Source organism: Terrimicrobium sacchariphilum (assembly GCF_001613545.1).
In the GTDB taxonomy this organism is placed as follows: Bacteria; Verrucomicrobiota; Verrucomicrobiia; order Chthoniobacterales; family Terrimicrobiaceae; genus Terrimicrobium; species Terrimicrobium sacchariphilum.
The window spans coordinates 294,002-310,351 of sequence record NZ_BDCO01000002.1 but is presented as its reverse complement, the minus strand read 5'-3'; the positions used below and the strand labels follow the sequence as shown (position 1 = coordinate 310,351).

Below are 16,350 nucleotides of genomic sequence, written 5' to 3'. Positions count from 1 at the left end.
CAGCAACCGACCTCTCCATCGTTTACCTCTTATGAGTCTTAAAAACATCCACACCGTGGCGCTGCACGCCGGACAGCAGCCCGATCCCACCACAGGCGCCCGCGCGGTGCCCATTTACCAGACGAGCTCCTATGTCTTCAAAGACGCAGAGCACGCCGCCAATCTCTTTGCCCTCAAGGAGTTTGGCAATATCTACACCCGCATCAACAACCCGACGACGGATGTCTTCGAACAGCGAATCGCGGCCATCGAGGGCGGTACAGGAGCGTTGGCTGTGGCGTCGGGCCAGGCGGCCCAGACTCTCGCCCTGCTGGCCATCACCGAAGTCGGGGACGAGATCGTCTCTGCCAACAACCTGTACGGCGGCACCTACCAGCTCTTTCACTACACGCTACCGAAGCTCGGCCGCACGGTGAAGTTCGTGGATTCCGGCAATCCGGAGGCGATCCGTCAGGCCATCACGCCGAAAACTCGCGCACTCTACGCCGAGACGATCGGCAACCCGAAGCTCGATGTGCCGGACTTTGAGGCGCTCGCCGCCATTGCGAAGGAAGCAGGCATCCCGTTCATCGTCGACAACACGGTGGGCGTCGGCCTCGTGCGTCCGATCGATCATGGCGCCAACATCGTGGTGGCGTCCGCGACCAAATACATCGGCGGCCATGGCACGACGATCGGCGGCGTGATCGTCGACGGCGGCAATTTCGACTGGGGCACCGGCAAATTTCCGGAATTCACGGAACCCGACCCGAGCTATCACGGCCTGAAGTTCTGGGAAGTCTTCGGCAACCTGCCGGGCATGGGCAATGTCGCCTTCATCATCAAGGTGCGCGTGCAGCTTCTGCGCGACATCGGCCCGGCGCTGAGTCCGCTGAGTTCCTTCCTCCTGCTGCAAGGTCTCGAGACCCTGCCGCTGCGCCAGGAACGGCATTCGCAGAATGCGCTCGCGGTCGCAAATCATCTCGCGGAGCATCCGCTCGTCTCCTGGGTAAACTACCCCGGTCGACCGGAGCACCCGAGCCATGCGGTTGCCTCGAAGTATCTCACCAAGGGCTACGGCGGCATCGTCGGCTTCGGCATCAAGGGCGGCTTGGAGGCAGGCAAGAAATTCATCAATGCGGTGAAGCTCTTCTCGCACCTCGCCAATATCGGCGACGCCAAGAGCCTCGTGATTCACCCGGCCTCAACGACGCACTCCCAGCTCACGGCTGAGGAACAGACTGAGACGGGCGTGTCGCCGGACTACATCCGCCTCTCCGTCGGCATTGAAGACATCGAGGACATCCTCGCCGATATCGATCAGGCGCTGAAAGCCTCACAGGCGTAAGGCAGCATCCTGTCCAAGTTCACGCGGCGCTTCCTGGTCCTCCGGGAAGCGCCGTTTGCTTTTCCATCACTCCTTGCCCGCGAGAATGTGCGAAAGGTGGGGAGTGAAGAGCGCTGGCTCGAGCAGAAAGGCGTCATGCCCCTTGCTGGAGTGGACACTGATCCAGGTCACCGGCACCTCTGCTGCCTCGAGATGGTGGACGAGTCGCCCTTGCTCGGCAGGTTCAAAGGAACCATCGGAGTCGATGCTGAAAACGAGATAACGCTGGTCGCGGCAGCGGGAGAAGAGCTCTTTGTAGGAACTCGCGTGGCCCTCAGCCACGAGGTCAAACCACTGCCAGGCATCGAGGATGCGCAGGTAGGAGTTTGCATCGAAGCGGGCGGCGAATTTCTCCCCCTGGTGAAACATGTACGACTCCACCGGATGATTGATCTGATACCAGCCAAACGGCGGAGCGCTCACCACGAGCTCGCCTCGCGCCCGCTCGCGTAGGTGGTGCAACGAGACGAATGTCTTGTGCGCTGTGCGCCGTGCCGAGGCGAGGCCGCGCAAAGGTTGGGCGGTGTAGTGCCCGTTGGCAAACTCCGGGTCCTGCTCGATGGCTGCGATCTGCTCAAAATTCATCAACCTCTGAAGCATCGTCGTGCTGGGTCCGGTCGCGATGGGAACGACCGTACGGACCCGCTCCGGATACCGCGTCGCCAGACTCAGGGTGAGGAATCCTCCGATCGACGCGCCCACCGCGGCATGCAGGGTCTCGATGCCAAGGTGATCGAGAAGCCGCATCTGCGAATCCACGATATCTGAAATCCGAATCGGCGGAAAATCCGCTCCCCAGCGTTCCCCGCCGGAGTGACGAGGCGAGGCCGGGCCAGTCGATCCGTAGCAGCCGCCAAGGTAGTTGGCGCACACAACGAAATACTTATCCGTATCGATCGCCAACCCCGGCCCGATAAAGTTCTCCCACCATCCGCCGAACATCTCCTCGGTCCAGCGGCCATCGAGACCTGGCACGACGGGATTGAAGCCCGCCGCATGCTGGCTGCCCGTCATGGCATGAAAAACCAGAATGGCATTGGATCGGTCGGCGTTCAGGGAGCCGTAGGTTTCGTAGGCAAGAGTGAACTCCTCAAGGCGGTCACCACAGCGTAGTTCGAACGGCTCCTTGGAATGGAAGAAGCTGGTCGAGACACGCCCGAGCGAGTGCTCTCCAGAAGGAGATTCGGACGATTTCACGCCAAGGGAACCGTGGTCGGCGTGTTTATGGGTGATATCAGATTGAGAGGACAAAACGTACGAAATGGAAGAATCAGATTTTCCGGTCAAAGCGCGGGTGTTCGCCGTGCAACGAAGCGGAAGAGAAATCATAGAACGCTCAAGGCAGCGGGTAAAGGTTCGCTTGCCACTGAAGTCCAGCTACCAAGAGCCTGGTCGAGGGCAACATCGATGGAGCGGTGAACCGGCGACCCGGAATTTCTTCACACCGTGAGGGTATGAATTCATAACGCGATCAACATAGTCGTCTAAAGCTCCATCGTCAATTCCTCCCTCCATGATAGACGAAAGCTGCGTCTGCCGGTCATCCCGCTTTACCTGTACCGGCGAGTGATGAGAAAAGAATATCTGCGCAATCAATCCGCTGAATGCGCCCTCAAAATTCATGAAGAGCCTCTCCCTGTTTTTCTCACTTCTCCTCGCCATGACGTCGATTGCCGCCACCGCTCCTTCTCCCGAGTTTGCCATCTTTGACCAAAAGGCCCGCGCTGGCGAAACCCTGAGCGTCGTTTTCCTCGGCGGGAGCCTGACGTGGGGCGCGCAGTCGACGAATCCGCAGCAGACCTCCTATCGCGCCATCGTTCAGCACAAGTTGGAAGAGACCTATCCCAAGGCGCACTTTCAGTTTCACGATGCCGCCATTGGCGGTACCGGCTCGCAACTCGCCTCCTTCCGGCTGGAGCGCGATGTCCTCGCGTACAAGCCCGATCTCGTCTTTCTCGACTACACCATCAACGACGATCCCTACGGCAAGCCGAACCCTCATCGCCTCGCCGCCTATGAAGGGATCGTCCGCCGCATCGTGAGCACCGGCGCGCCGATGGTGGCGGTGATCCTACCCGCTAAAAAGGACGTCGAGTCCAACCCGCCAGCCCGCCCCCTCGATGCCAGGCACAAGGAGATCGCCTCCGCCTACGGATTGCCCATTGCGGACGCGGTGGCACTCGCCAAGGCACGCGTTGCCGAAGGGAAAACCTCACCGGATCAACTCTGGGACCTGCCGGAGGATCACACGCACCCCGGCGACGCCGGATATGCGCTCTATGCGGATGCCGCCTGGGCCGCCTACCTGGAGGCCGTCGCGAAGTCCCTGAAGTGCGCGGTGCCGGAGAAAATGATCCAGGCCGACACATACATGACGGTGACCCGCCTCGTGCTGGCCGCCCAGCCGTCGCTGCCCGCAGGGTGGAGCAAGGGCAAGCCGCATCGCAATGCCGTCGCCTATGACTTCGTCTGCTCGCGCTGGATGGACTCGCTCGCCATCGCCGCACCCGGCGCCAAGCCGCTGCGCTTCCGCGTGTACGGCAGCGACCTGATGCTCTTCGGAGAGCAAACGAAGACCTCCGGCAGCTATGTCGTGAAAATCGACGGTGGCGAACCCAAGAAATATTCCGCCCTTTGCGCTGATGGAAACATGCGTCTCGTGCAAATCCTCGCCGAAGGCCTGGATCCCGCCGTCGAGCATATGATCGAGATCCTGCCCGATCTCGCCGCAGGCCAGGAACTGCGACTGGAAAGTCTCTGCGTCGCCGGGGGAAAAGCGTCGGTTCAGTTGGCCGACTAGGCTCTGAGGGAACCTTCCACGGCGGCAAAAGTCGGGAAAAAGCACTCCTTCCGTCGGGAGGGTGACTCACGCTGCGTGGCGAGACCGGGTTATTCTCGCCGTGCTTGAAAACGTTATCCTCTCTTCAATTTCCGGCAGGTTTCACCTGGGGGGCAGCGACCGCCTCCTATCAGATCGAGGGCGCATGGGATGCCGATGGAAAGGGGCCGTCGATCTGGGATTTGTTTTCCCATGACGGCAAGGTCTGGGAGGGACACACCGGCGATGTCGCCTGTGATCATTATCATCGCTATCCCGAGGATGTTGCACTCATGCGACAGATCGGCCTGCAAGCGTACCGCTTCAGCTTCTCGTGGCCGCGCATCATTCCGGATGGTACGGGAGCCATCAATGCAAAGGGACTCGATTTCTATGATCGACTGGTGGATGCCCTGCTGGAAACAGGTATTACGCCTTGGGCAACGCTGTATCACTGGGATCTGCCGTATCAGCTTTTCCTCCGTGGAGGATGGCTGAACCCGGACGCACCAAAGTGGTTTGCCGACTACGCCTCGGTCGTCGTATCGCGATTCTCCGATCGTATCCGTCACTGGATCACCCTGAACGAGCCGCAATGTTTCATCGGATTGGGATATTTCACCGGCGCCCAGCATGCGCCGGGCCTGCAGGTCGGTCTCCGCGAGACACTGCTGGCCGCACATCATTGCCTGATCGCCCATGGGCTGGCGGCGCAGGTGATCCGAGCCGAGTCAAAGGTCCCGGCTAGAATCGGCTGGGCTCCGGTGGGGGCCGGATACTCCCCAGCCACCGATTCCCCGGAAGATCAGGCCGCCGCCATGGCCGCCATGGCCGAGGTGCATCCGAACAGCGTCTGGAACGCCACCTGGTGGGCCGACCCGGTCGTGCTCGGTCAGTATCCGGAAGCTGGCCTGGAAGCATATGGCGAGGCCGTGCCGAAATTCACCGACCAGGAAATGAAGACCATCTGCCAGCCATTGGATTTCTACGGCTGCAATGTCTACAGCAATGGCATTGTAAAGGCAGACTCTGACGGAAAGCCCATCGCGGCAAAGCTCCCCGCAGGGTATCCGCACACGCACTTCATGTGGGCCGTCACTCCGGACGCCCTATTCTGGACGCCAAAATTCCTCCATGACCGCTACAAGCTGCCGATCATCATCACCGAGAACGGGCTGTCCCATGCCGACTGGGTGGCCGACGACGGAATGGTCCATGATGCAGGACGCATTGACTTCCTCGCAAAGTATCTGCGCCAGCTCCGCCGGGCCATAGCTGATGGCGTACGAGTGGAAGGGTATTTTCATTGGTCGCTCATGGATAACTTTGAATGGGGCGAAGGGTACAAGCATCGGTTTGGACTGATCCATATCGACTACCAAACCCTCAAGCGCACACTGAAGGACTCCGGATCGTGGTACGCCGGGATAATCCGCAGCAACGGCGCTGCGCTCGGTTGAAACTGGCACCATGCAGTCGCCCAAAGTAAAATCCCCACCATCCCTCCCATAATGAACATCCACAAATCCTTCGTCGTCCTGTCCATGACCGTTCTCTCGCAGTCTTTTCTGTGCGCAGAGCAGATCAGCAATGACTGGCTGGAGGACGGGTCGGCCTCATGGACCACAAAAAGTGCACCCGGCGCGAGCGTGTCAGCCTCCGTGATCACCGAGGACGGTCAAAACGTCCTGCAGGTGGTCGTGGCTGACGTGGCCTCAGAATCAGGCGCATCCGGGGACGTGCGTGTGTATCGCTCGTTTGGCGGGGTGGAGGCAGACCAGAGCTACACCATCCGATTTCAGGCCAAGGCCGAGGAACCAGGAAAGGCGATCGTCTTCATTCATCCACAGGACGCCCCTCAGCAGGTCTTGCTGCGCAAGGACATCACCGTGAACCAGGATTGGAGCGATTTCACGATCAAGTTTACCGTCAAGAATGCGAGCAGCCTCTGTGTGCTGGGTTTTGCCGGGATCGGAAAAAGCAACAATACCTTCACCTTCCGTGAAATAGTACTGGAGCACTAGCCAGCACGGGACGCTCGCTAGGTATTGACAAGCACCCCGGCGGGTTCTGCCGGCAGGTACGCCCCCATCTCCCGCAGCCGCGACCTCAGCCGCTCCGTATCGACGGCGTGCACATCCACATCCGTCAGACGCAAGGCATGAACCGCCGCGATCCCTGCAGCCTCGCCGGTGGCCAGACACACAGGCATGATGCGCACGCTGCCCTGCACTGCTCGATCACAGGAGATCGAGCGCCCGGCCACCAGGACATTCTTGAGTCCATGCGGGGTGAGGCATCGATATGGGATGCCATGGGACTCACCCTTCCTATAACGATCGAAGCGTAAAGCGGCCTCCAGCTCTCCCTTGCTTCTGGCCTCCTCTTTCGTGAGATGCATGTCAATGAAGTAGCAGTTGCGGCAGATTTCATCCTCAAAGGAGCGACGCTCCAGATAGTCCTCAGCGCGCAGAACATAGTCGCCGAGAATGCGGCGAGTCTCCCGTATCCCCAGCACGGAGCCAGTGGCCACCAGGAAGGCATTGCCAAAGGCAGAAGGGTGAAACTCGGCCAGGGCATTGCGATAGGCAAAAGCCAGCTTGCGCCCCTTGATTATACCACGGGACATGGTCCCTGGGTCGGTATTGTCGACATCCCACACATGCCCGGCATTGAACCCTACCGTCCCGGGGCCAACGAGATTGTGGCACATGTGCTTGTCGGGAATCTCCGGGTAGCGGCCCGAGGCGATGATGGCGTGGATCGGGCTTTCGGGATTCCACCAACCCAGGTCAGGGCCGTTCAGATAGGCATTTTCGTCGACATTCGAGAGAGTGAAGCAAAGGGTGCCAGGCTGCATCTGGCCGAGACTGTCTCCCTTTTGAAAGTCCGCTCCCGCCCAAGCGCAAAGATCCGCGTCACCGCTGCAATCCACATAGACACCTGCCCGGAAGGCGGTAAGGCCCTTCTTGTTTGCCACGAGGATGGAGGTAATGCGGCCGTCGTCATCCTTCTCCACTCCGGCCAGGAGTGTCTGGAAAAGGATGTGCGCGCCGGAGTCGGTCACGATCTGATCGTATACACGCTTCAGCCGCTCGGCATCGATCGGAACCCAGTCGAGATCCTGGTCTTTCACGTGCGCCATGCCTTCCTTGGCGGTGGTAAAGACTTTCTCCGCGATCCCGCAGTAGATCATTTTCTCCTGGTCCGAAAATGGCGTCCATGCAGGCACCAGCGCACTCGTTCCCGAGCCACCGAGGCATGCGGTCGATTCGATCAAGAGCGTCCGCGCCCCCTCACGGGCGGCCGCAGTGGCAGCGGCGGAGCCCGATGGCCCTCCACCGATGACGATGACATCCCATGAGTCATCAAACGGCACGTCACGCACCGCCAATCGCTGCACCAGCGGCGCTTCCTGCGATAAAGGAATGGATGGCAGATCATCCGCCATATGAGAAAAAGTCTCGGGATAGTTAGGCATGGCACTGAGCAGGAATCCGGCGTTGCCGGTTGATAAAAGGGATATTGTATGCTTTGATGATGAATCGTTAGTCCCTTGCCGATTCGACTTGTGTCGTCTTCCGATGACTGCTTCCACACCCCCCATCCCAATGTCCCCGGAGCCGCTTCTCGAGAAGGTTCCCCTGATCCAGGCCGTCATGGTTGCCTTCGAGCAGGAGACCGGCCTGCACATGAGCTTTGACGACTTCACCGGGTGGAGTACCGGGTGGCACGAAGACGTGCCGCAGATGAAGCTCGACTGGCTGCATCTCACGCACTCATGCGACTTCTGTGAGTTTATCAAATCCGACGCTCACGGACGGAAGCACTGCATCCGCAACAAGGCTGCGGTAAACCGGCTCGTATATCACCGTCGCGAAGGCGTCTCCGGATACTGCCATCTCGGCCTCTTCGACATGGCTGAGCCATTGATCTTTCGCGGCTGGACACTGGGCGTTTTTTACTACGGTTCGGTGCTGGTCAAGGGCAAGGAAGGGGCGTCCCGCCGCCGCATCCGCCGTCATTGCACGCGCTTCGGCATCGATCCCGAAACCTACCTGAAGGAACTCGGTGGAATCTCGATGATCGAGCCATCATCAATCCCAAGACACCGGGAAACATTGAAGACGGTCGTCCGTCTCGCCGAGTATTTTTGCGAAGCCGCAGGAGTGCGCCCCGATCTTTATCGTCGCCGATCACAGCGATTCCCCTACGACGATCCCGAGTCCTCCCCATATGTGGTGAAGGAGGCGATGCATTTCATCACCTCGCACATCGACGAACCGCTGATCGTCAAAGACCTCGCCGCGCACCTACGCTGCCACCCGGATTTTCTCAGCCGGAAATTCAAGCAGCATACGGGTACCGACCTCAGTGTTTACATTCAGCATACGCGCATCGAGCGCGCCAAGCTGCTATTGGAAAACCCAAAGATCGATATCGGCATGGCCGCAGACCAGGCCGGATTCTCCGACCGTGTGCACTTCAGCAAAGTCTTCCGGCGTGTCACGGGAATGACTCCCGGGCAGTATCAAAAGGAAGCCTTGGGCAAAGCGCCGGCCTGAAAAACGCAAGAACCCTGATGAACCCGTAACCGGGATTCACCAGGGCGTCCTACCCCCTCACGGGGTAAACTTAGCGAGAGCTCAGAGCCTTTCGTCGGCGGATAACGAACGCCATGCCTCCCAGGCCCAATCCCAGCAAAGCATAGGTACCGGGTTCGGGAACTGCGGTCGTCGTGTAGCTGAGCACCGAGGCATTTGCGAGATTGGAGGACGACATCTGGGTGCCGGAGCCAATCTGAAATCCGCCGTACATGGCATTGTTAAGATCGGCCGCCGAAGTAATGCCGTTCTTCACGAGGTTTGCGATCTGCGTTCCGGTCGTCACATTATACAAAGTTGCCGTCCCGTTCCAGGAGGTGGAAGTCACGGCCGTCAGGGTGAGGGTCAACCTGATCACATCGGAAAGATTGTCCGATGACGCCGAGTTTAATCCCAACTGCGTGCCCGTTACTAGCGCGGAACTGGAGCCAAAGGCGGTCAGGCGATAGCCATCGGTCGTGTTAGCCGAGCGGCCAATCCAAGCCAGTCCAGTAGCAGAGCCTCCGGCATTCTGACTCGACGCAAAAACCAGTCCAAAGGCATTGGTCGCCGAACCCACTGATGCAGTCGCCTGCGTAAATTGAAAGTCCATCGTCATCGTGACGGGTCCGCTCGACATGAAATAGACCGGAGTCGCATAACCCGCGAGCTTACTGCTCGCCGTCGTGTCCAGCGCGACAGAACCGCCATTCGACGCGTCGACCTGAAATCCCGTGAAGCTTGAGGTTCCTGTTGTTTTCCAGACTGGAGAGGCTCCAGGTTGGTTGTTAAGAACGCCATTCGTATAGCCTTCGGCAGACGTGAAGTCGATGACCGTGGCAGCGCGGGCGTAACCTGCAACGAGAAGAACAGCCAGAAGGGATGCGGTGAGGGAGTTGAGACTTCGGTTCATGGTGAGGTGGGTGGACCGTTGAATCCTGCCCTCAAAGGAAGCGGGAGCGTGAGTCTCCACCCGACGCCAGATGTGTCATTTCATGTCGGATCGGCTGCCAAAACAGGCTTTCCCGGCAGGATAAAGCCACCTCGCGCCGACAAGCCGCCCCCCCGATGCCGCGGGTTGCATACCTCGCTTCCCAAAGGTAAAATATCTGTCCCCCCTTTAACGTAGGAAGCATTCCCGGAAAGCACCGCTTTCCCTAACACCCCCACCTTAATCCGTTCATCCCCCCCATCGGAAAACGACATAATGGCAATCGGCATCCGACTACCGTCCATCGAAGCCCCCGGACTACAGTGCCCTCGTAATCACCCGAAATTGGGCAATCCCCCGGCCTGATCATTTCCAGCAGCTGGAGAATCGATCCGAGGAGAAAAACCAATTCGGCGCGGAGAAAACACCACACGCCCCTCATGAAAACCACCGCTCGCAATCAAGGCCATGGCTTCACTCTCGTGGAGCTCCTGACGGTGATCGCCGTGATGAGCGTCCTCGTTTCCCTCGCTGCACCCGCCCTCAGCTCCATGGCCAAAGGCAGCCAGATGACCCAATCTCTGATCGAGCTTTCCGGCACGCTCGACCAGGCACGGCAGTATGCCATCTCCCGCAATACCTACGTCTGGGTCGCCCTGCGTCCCAACCCCAATGGCCCAAATGGGGACGAACTCAGCATGGTGGTACTCGCCTCCAAGTCCGGCACCGATCCCCAGCCATGGTCAGACTACGGCACCGTACCAAATGACCAGATCGATCTCATCACGCGTCCGCGCACATTTGATCAAATGCGCTTCGAGGAGGCTGGGAAATATACCAAGAACGAGATCCCAGGCCTGGACGGAAAGAGCGCGACCTCGATCACCAACACGCCGTCAGATAATACCGCCGTCTTCCGCGTCAAGCTCCCCGGAGCCGCCTCCCTGATCGATTTCAGCCGCGTCATCCAATTTACGCCCACAGGGGAAGCCCGCGTCTCATCCAGCGTCATCGATGTGATCGAGTTCGGACTGCATCCGACCCGCGGAAAGGCCGGAGATGCCAACAACGTGGCTGTGCTGCGCGTCAACGGCCTCACGGGCCAGACCGCGGTATACCGCCCCTGATAATGAGCAAGGACGGCAGAAAGGGGTTTTCACTGGTCGAGGTGGTGCTGGCCCTCGGTATCTGCGCCTTTGTCCTGGTCGCCCTGCTGGGTTTGTTCAGCACCGGATTACGGGCGGGTCGGGAGTCCGAGGAGCAGGTCCAGGCTGCAAACCTTGCCTCCCAAATTCTCGCCACTCGCGTCGCGGCAGCCGGCGACACAAATCTCCCCAGCTTTGCCATCCCAGCCGCAGCGCTGACCAATGGGTTTGCCGACATCTATCCGTCCGGAGGCGGGCTTGTCGGATTGGATGGCCGAACCAACAGCACTCCGACCTATCGCATCATCTGCCGGGCGGGGACAAACTCCGAAACGGGTCCCCGGATCGCCAGGGTGTATCTCATGCTGAGCTGGCCATACCAGGCCGCACTGTCCAATGCCGCCGGGCGATACGAGGTTTCCTCCTATGTCACCTTGTATTGACATTCCCTTCCAGCGCAAGCCGGGCAGCGGTGCCTTCACGCTCATCGAGCTCCTGGTGGCCACGGCCGTGCTGGCGCTGATCTCTGTGGTCCTTGCACAGATGCTGTCGGCAACCAGCCAGACGTGGATCACCGGGCAGGCCAAGGTGAACAACTTTACGAAAGGCCGCGCGATGATGGACCTGCTGACCCGCGACCTGCAAGGCGGCGTATACCGCAAGGATCTGCCAGCATTCCCCAACCAGACGATCGCGTTCTTCACGGAACGACCGGGATTCGGCGGCAATGCCTCGCTCACCCGCAATCTGTCCTGGGTGCAATATGATCTCGGCCCATCGACTAACACCATACTCCAGCGTGCGGATCTCGCACAGGCATGGAATGCCGCCGGAACGCCCGCCTTTGGCGAGAGCAACGCGCCAGCGGGCGCGGTATCCCGCGATACGGCGCCGGGCGTAGTCGGATTCCAGATCCAGTTCGTCTACGCAGACGGCTCGATGTCGACCAATTATATCGCGACCAACCGGCCGAGGGCCGCCTCGGTGGGCATCGCCGTGGTCGATGACAAAACGCTGGAACTTCTCACCGCCAATCCCGCGAAGATTTCCGCTCTGCGTAACGGCTTTTCCTCCCATGCCACCGGTACGAACAGCGTGAAATCGGATTGGGAGAAATACCTGCGGAGCGATCTCGACTGGAGCGCATACCCAAAAAGTCTCGCGAGCGGACTCAAGATTTTCGAACGTTATGTCTCGCTGCCCTGACCGTTTCCCACGCAGTACTCCAGCCCGCCGCACCCGTGGCGTGGCGCTCATCACCGTGTTGTCACTGGTGGTGATCGTGTGCCTTATCCTGGTTGCCTTCGTGGCGGCAATGCGCATCGAGCGCACCGCCTCGTACAGCTACAGCCAGTCCATATCTGCCGAGCAGATCGGCCAGGGGGGGCTGCGCCGGATCATCGCGGAACTCCAGAACGAAATGGGCAAGGATGCTGCTCCGCTCCTCGACTATCCCCGCAAGCCGATCTACACAAACGTATCCTCCACCAACATCATGCCGCAGTACGTGGGAACCAATGCGGACATGCCCAACCTGCTCAAGATCAGCACGACGACCGCGCCCTACACCGGCACGCTATCCTCGGGAAGACTCGTCGCCACTTCAGTCAATACATCCGTGGCCGCGCAGAATGGCCGCTTTGTGGATACCAACCGCTGGAACCTGCCTCAACTGGGCCGGTTTCCCGGAGCCAACACCACGCCCTACTGGGTCCTTATGACCCGCTCCGGGGTGACGAATGGCAGCGGGATCGGATTTGGCGCGACCGGCGACACGCTGAACAATCCCGCCGCAGGTAACACGAACTTTGTCATCGGCCGCTTCGCCTATGCGATCTATGATACCGGCGGTTTGCTCGACATCACCCAGGCGGGTCATCCCACGTCGATCAGCTCATCGGATTTGCAGCAAATCAAGGGCGCGCTGCCGGGTGCGTCGCTAAGTGACTCCAGTCTCTCCATCGATGAACAGAAGCTGATCACCTGGCGAAACGCCGCCAGCCGGTCCTCCTACGTGTCCTATGTCACCAACTTCCTCGCGACCAATGCCATTGGAACAGTCTATCCCGGGGACAACACCTTTCTCAGCCGTCAGGACCTGATCAAGGCCGCCAAGGACGGCATCGCAGGACTCTCGACCAACTCCCTGCCCAACCTCACCACCTTTTCCCGCGATCGCAACGCGCCCAGCTGGGGACCCACGTTCAATGCCTCGGACCTCGGTGGCACGAACTCCTCGCTGTACGCCTATAGGAACAACGCAGGCGTATCGACAACCACCCCGTTTACTTCCGCGAACCGCAACCCAAATCGCCTGCTCCCGGGCGTTCGTTTCAGCTCCACCCATACCATCACCGATTACGACAGCTCGGGATCAGCCTATACATATAAAGTGGAACCGGGCGACGCTGTGGTCCAGCGCCGCTTCCCCCTCCCCCGCCTCGCCTGGGTGGGGTCAAGTGGGCCAAACGGCGTGACCGCCGCCGCCGTACGGGCGTGTTTCGGTCTATCCTGGGGAGCCTCCGCCGACCCAAACCTCGCCGGAGTGAACGTGTGGAAATATGAGGAGCTGACGCCGCAGTCGACGATCAAGACGCTCGACCAGGTGGCATCCGAAGGGCGGGCCCCGAATTTCTTCGAGCTGCTCCAGGCCGCAATCCTGCGAGGTTCCCTCGGGGTAAACGGCAATGCCGGCGTAACGAGCGGAACCGCGTACAATCTCAGCATCCAGCAAACCTTCCCGGCATTTCAGATCCTGCGGATGGGTGCAGCAGCCATCGACCAGGCCGATGTGGACTCTTACCCGACCGTGATCGAGTATCAACAGAGTGGGAGCGCCTGGCAGGCGTGTGGAGTGGAGAGCCTGCCCGGCATCATCTCCGTCACGCCGGTGGTGGGAGTGCCCTATTCCTCGCCCCAGACCGAGGGCGAGACCAGCGCGACCGCGGCGGTATACCTTTCCTTCAACCTTTGGAACCCTCATCGGACCACTCCAAACAATGTGCCGGAGTTGCGCATCCGGGCTCGTGGATCAGTCGGCGTCTACAACATGCATGGAGACCCAGCCGTCCTGACATCCACGCTCGGCTCCAAATCCGAACCCGGCTATCTGGCCGATATCGACGAAGCCATCGAGCTAACCCCCTCGGCCAGGACAGGGTTCACCACGCCCGCCACTCTCATGACCACGGACCTCCAGGGAGCCAAGCCTCCCGCCACCGTGCCGACGGATGTCGATCGGGGAGAGTGGGTGGAAGCATTACCACTCGGCGCGAGCCTGAGCACCAGTATCGCAGCCCTGCGACTTAGCGATTTCCGATACAAGCTCGGTGCCGCCAGCGCCATCACCACAGAGCGTTACCAAAGCACCAAGGTTGCCTTGGGCTACGACAACACCAGCCCGTTCAATGCTGTGATGGAGTTCAAGTCGCCTTCGGGTGCGTGGGTCCCCTACCAGTTTGCCACGGGCATGAACAATGATCTGACCTGGTTCAACTCGCTCGGAGGAAACTTCTACGTCGTCTCCGCCAATGCGCGGACGGACGGAAAATACTTCGCCAACTTCATCGCCTATCTCGGCGGAACCTATCCGGCCGGCTGGACAATCAATGCCAACTCCGGCGCAGTGTATCATGGGGTCACCAACGATCCGTGGAGTTCACCCGCCGGCACGGGGACAGTCTATCTCACTTACAACAACACGTGGGAACGATCGCTGATGTTCGCCTCCAACGATCCACGCTCCACACGATTCAATACGTGGATGTTCACACGCAATGGAACGGTCCCGCTTGGCGCGGCCCGAAGCATGTTGCTGTGGTCATCAACAAACAACGCAGCTCCCTTTGAAAAAGGGTTCGGCGGTGACAGCAATGCCGTGCAGCTCAAGCCGGCCATCTTCGGGACGTCGTATTTCCCAGCTCAACTCTCGCGAAACAACTTTGGCAGCTCCACCGCGATATCGGCCCCGGACAACGGCGTGACCCGCACCGGGGCAGGGTCGGAAACGAGCTACACCGATAGCGATGGTCTCAGACGGGTCGCGGACTCCGGGCTTTACATCGACGCTGGCGCGACGACGGGAAATCCCTTTGAGCGAGCGCTCGACAAACCGATCGTCCTCAACCGGCCGTTCCGCTCGGTCGGCGAACTCGGTTTTGTCTTTCGCGACAATCCCTGGCGCACGGCAGATCTTTTTTCCTCAAAGAGCGCAGATTCTGCCCTGCTTGATGTCTTCACCATCCAGCAATCCACCGAGCCGGTGATCTCCGGGCGCGTGAACCTCAATACCCGCAATCCGGCCGTGCTGAAATCGCTCCTTTCGGATGCCTTGGTTGATCCTATCGACGCCTCGTCGTTATCGGCGACGGATGCCGCCAATCTGGCCGCAGCGATCACACAGTTCACCTCGACCAACAAGCTGATCAACAAGAGCGATCTCGTTAATCTCGTGAGTCCCTACCTCAGTCCCACCACCGGGACAACCAAGAGCGCGAACTTCAGTACGCTCGACGATCAGAACCTAAAACCGCGGCGCGAGGCATTCATCCGCGCCTTGAGCGATACGACCCAGACACGCACGTGGAATCTCATGATCGACATCATCGCCCAATCCGGCCGCTACGGACCCGCAGCCAGCGCGCTGGACAAATTTATCGTCGAAAGCGAGCGCCGCTACTGGCTTCATGTTGCGATCGACCGCTTCACAGGTGAGGTTTTGGATCAGAAACTCGAGGTGGTGACAGAATGAAGATCCCCATCGCTTTTCTTGCCATTGTGCTCAGCGCATCCGGAGCAACCGCCGCCAGCCCCGGCGCCGATCTCACGAGTTTCCCTCCACCACGTGAGCCATACGTAAAACCCGTCGCCGAGAAAGCCGCCTGGACGATCACGACCCAGGAAATGCCAACCGAGAAGAAGGAATCCTCACCCCCCCAGCCAAAATCTCTGGTGACGAGCATAGAGTCCGCACACCAGGGCGATATGAAGCGAGATCTCATCACGTATGCCAACGGACAGAAGGAAGAGGTATGGTACGTCCATGGACAGGCTTTATCCGCAGCATCGTCAAGGCCGGAAAAGGTCGTGATCCAGTCCTTTACCGCCCTGGAAGAAAGCATCGACCAGCAGGGAGCGTATCGTCTTGTCGGAAATCCGATCAAATCCCCCGGCTTTCCGGGGCTGAACTGGGTCGGACCAAAAACCTACGATGCCGTGAGGCTCTTCAATAAAACCATCCCTGCTTATCACTATGTCCTTCGAACCAAGGAAGGAGAGAACGATATCGTCATTGCCGAGGCATGGGTCGATGCCCAGACCGGGCTGCCTCTGGGATATATTTCGGATGGCGCGCTTTACGTTTACCGCTTCGGAGATGCTCCTCCGGGAGCAATGGTCCTGCCTCCGGCGTTTGAGGGCGCTCTGCAAAAGGTGAAGCAAAGACAGGATCTTCAGCGTCGGCTCCAAGCGGATGCCGCGGCTCTGCGGTAGGGTCCGTCAATACCCTC

13 protein-coding genes are annotated in these 16,350 nt (G+C 59.6%); 10 read left to right on the top strand and 3 right to left on the bottom strand.

Annotated elements, in window-relative coordinates; all coding sequences use genetic code 11:
* Positions 1-31 precede the first annotated feature (31 nt).
* Complete coding sequence (locus tag TSACC_RS02115) at positions 32-1,327, top strand: O-acetylhomoserine aminocarboxypropyltransferase/cysteine synthase family protein (protein WP_075077753.1); 1,296 nt, start codon at positions 32-34, stop codon at positions 1,325-1,327.
* 66 nt (positions 1,328-1,393) lie between these two features.
* On the opposite strand, the gene metX is transcribed toward TSACC_RS02115, so the two are convergent.
* Positions 1,394-2,563 carry a homoserine O-acetyltransferase MetX gene (gene metX, locus TSACC_RS02110; protein WP_075080546.1) on the bottom strand — a complete coding sequence of 390 codons (1,170 nt, stop codon included), beginning with the start codon at positions 2,561-2,563 and terminating at the stop codon, positions 1,394-1,396.
* 424 nt (positions 2,564-2,987) lie between these two features.
* On the opposite strand from metX, the gene TSACC_RS02105 reads away from it, so the two are divergent.
* The 3 genes from TSACC_RS02105 to TSACC_RS02095 all read left to right on the top strand — a co-directional run bounded on the left by TSACC_RS02105 (position 2,988) and on the right by TSACC_RS02095 (position 6,208).
* Complete coding sequence (locus TSACC_RS02105; RefSeq protein WP_075077752.1) at positions 2,988-4,166, top strand: SGNH/GDSL hydrolase family protein; 1,179 nt, start codon at positions 2,988-2,990, stop codon at positions 4,164-4,166.
* A 104-nt stretch (positions 4,167-4,270) separates the two neighbouring features.
* Positions 4,271-5,644 carry a GH1 family beta-glucosidase gene (locus tag TSACC_RS02100; protein WP_075077751.1) on the top strand — a complete coding sequence of 458 codons (1,374 nt, stop codon included), beginning with the start codon at positions 4,271-4,273 and terminating at the stop codon, positions 5,642-5,644.
* Between the two features lie 51 nt (positions 5,645-5,695).
* A complete protein-coding gene (locus TSACC_RS02095) occupies positions 5,696-6,208 on the top strand; it encodes a carbohydrate binding domain-containing protein (RefSeq protein WP_075077750.1) in 513 nt (170 codons plus the stop codon).
* Positions 6,209-6,225: 17 nt separating this feature from the next.
* Here the strand turns inward: TSACC_RS02095 and TSACC_RS02090 are convergent, their stop codons facing one another.
* A complete protein-coding gene (locus TSACC_RS02090; RefSeq protein WP_202815887.1) occupies positions 6,226-7,665 on the bottom strand; it encodes an FAD-dependent oxidoreductase in 1,440 nt (479 codons plus the stop codon).
* Between the two features lie 103 nt (positions 7,666-7,768).
* Between TSACC_RS02090 and TSACC_RS02085 the strand changes: the two genes are divergently transcribed.
* Complete coding sequence (locus TSACC_RS02085) at positions 7,769-8,749, top strand: helix-turn-helix domain-containing protein (protein WP_237763884.1); 981 nt, start codon at positions 7,769-7,771, stop codon at positions 8,747-8,749.
* A gap of 70 nt (positions 8,750-8,819) precedes the next feature.
* On the opposite strand, the gene TSACC_RS02080 is transcribed toward TSACC_RS02085, so the two are convergent.
* A complete protein-coding gene (locus tag TSACC_RS02080) occupies positions 8,820-9,680 on the bottom strand; it encodes a PEP-CTERM sorting domain-containing protein (protein WP_153811209.1) in 861 nt (286 codons plus the stop codon).
* A 458-nt stretch (positions 9,681-10,138) separates the two neighbouring features.
* On the opposite strand from TSACC_RS02080, the gene TSACC_RS02075 reads away from it, so the two are divergent.
* From TSACC_RS02075 to TSACC_RS02055, 5 genes are read left to right on the top strand one after another with little or no spacing between them, the layout of a single operon-like run.
* Positions 10,139-10,825 carry a pilus assembly FimT family protein gene (locus TSACC_RS02075; RefSeq protein WP_075077746.1) on the top strand — a complete coding sequence of 229 codons (687 nt, stop codon included), beginning with the start codon at positions 10,139-10,141 and terminating at the stop codon, positions 10,823-10,825.
* A 2-nt stretch (positions 10,826-10,827) separates the two neighbouring features.
* The gene (locus tag TSACC_RS02070; protein WP_075077745.1) at positions 10,828-11,286 is read left to right on the top strand and encodes a prepilin-type N-terminal cleavage/methylation domain-containing protein; all 459 of its coding nucleotides are present in this window, start codon (positions 10,828-10,830) and stop codon (positions 11,284-11,286) included.
* Positions 11,270-12,049 (top strand): PulJ/GspJ family protein, encoded by a 780-nt coding sequence (locus tag TSACC_RS02065; RefSeq protein ID WP_075077744.1) that lies wholly within the window; start codon positions 11,270-11,272, stop codon positions 12,047-12,049. Before TSACC_RS02070 ends, TSACC_RS02065 begins: the two co-directional genes overlap by 17 nt.
* Positions 12,033-15,593, top strand: coding sequence for a hypothetical protein (locus TSACC_RS02060; RefSeq protein ID WP_153811207.1), 3,561 nt, complete (start codon positions 12,033-12,035; stop codon positions 15,591-15,593). Before TSACC_RS02065 ends, TSACC_RS02060 begins: the two co-directional genes overlap by 17 nt.
* Entirely contained in the window at positions 15,590-16,333 is a 744-nt protein-coding gene (locus tag TSACC_RS02055) for a hypothetical protein (RefSeq protein ID WP_075077742.1), read from the top strand. Before TSACC_RS02060 ends, TSACC_RS02055 begins: the two co-directional genes overlap by 4 nt.
* The last annotated feature ends 17 nt before the right edge of the window (positions 16,334-16,350 follow it).

What these genes read in the sequence shown, in the direction of transcription:
- TSACC_RS02115 (WP_075077753.1), top strand. Translation starts at nt 32, where the DNA reads ATGAGTCTTAAAAACATCCACACCGTGGCGCTGCACGCCGGACAGCAG.
- TSACC_RS02105 (WP_075077752.1), top strand. Translation starts at nt 2,988, where the DNA reads ATGAAGAGCCTCTCCCTGTTTTTCTCACTTCTCCTCGCCATGACGTCG.
- TSACC_RS02095 (WP_075077750.1), top strand. Translation starts at nt 5,696, where the DNA reads ATGAACATCCACAAATCCTTCGTCGTCCTGTCCATGACCGTTCTCTCG.
- TSACC_RS02090 (WP_202815887.1), bottom strand. Translation starts at nt 7,665, where the DNA reads ATGCCTAACTATCCCGAGACTTTTTCTCATATGGCGGATGATCTGCCA.
- TSACC_RS02085 (WP_237763884.1), top strand. Translation starts at nt 7,769, where the DNA reads ATGACTGCTTCCACACCCCCCATCCCAATGTCCCCGGAGCCGCTTCTC.
- TSACC_RS02080 (WP_153811209.1), bottom strand. Translation starts at nt 9,680, where the DNA reads ATGAACCGAAGTCTCAACTCCCTCACCGCATCCCTTCTGGCTGTTCTT.
- TSACC_RS02075 (WP_075077746.1), top strand. Translation starts at nt 10,139, where the DNA reads ATGAAAACCACCGCTCGCAATCAAGGCCATGGCTTCACTCTCGTGGAG.
- TSACC_RS02070 (WP_075077745.1), top strand. Translation starts at nt 10,828, where the DNA reads ATGAGCAAGGACGGCAGAAAGGGGTTTTCACTGGTCGAGGTGGTGCTG.
- TSACC_RS02065 (WP_075077744.1), top strand. Translation starts at nt 11,270, where the DNA reads ATGTCACCTTGTATTGACATTCCCTTCCAGCGCAAGCCGGGCAGCGGT.
- TSACC_RS02060 (WP_153811207.1), top strand. Translation starts at nt 12,033, where the DNA reads ATGTCTCGCTGCCCTGACCGTTTCCCACGCAGTACTCCAGCCCGCCGC.
- TSACC_RS02055 (WP_075077742.1), top strand. Translation starts at nt 15,590, where the DNA reads ATGAAGATCCCCATCGCTTTTCTTGCCATTGTGCTCAGCGCATCCGGA.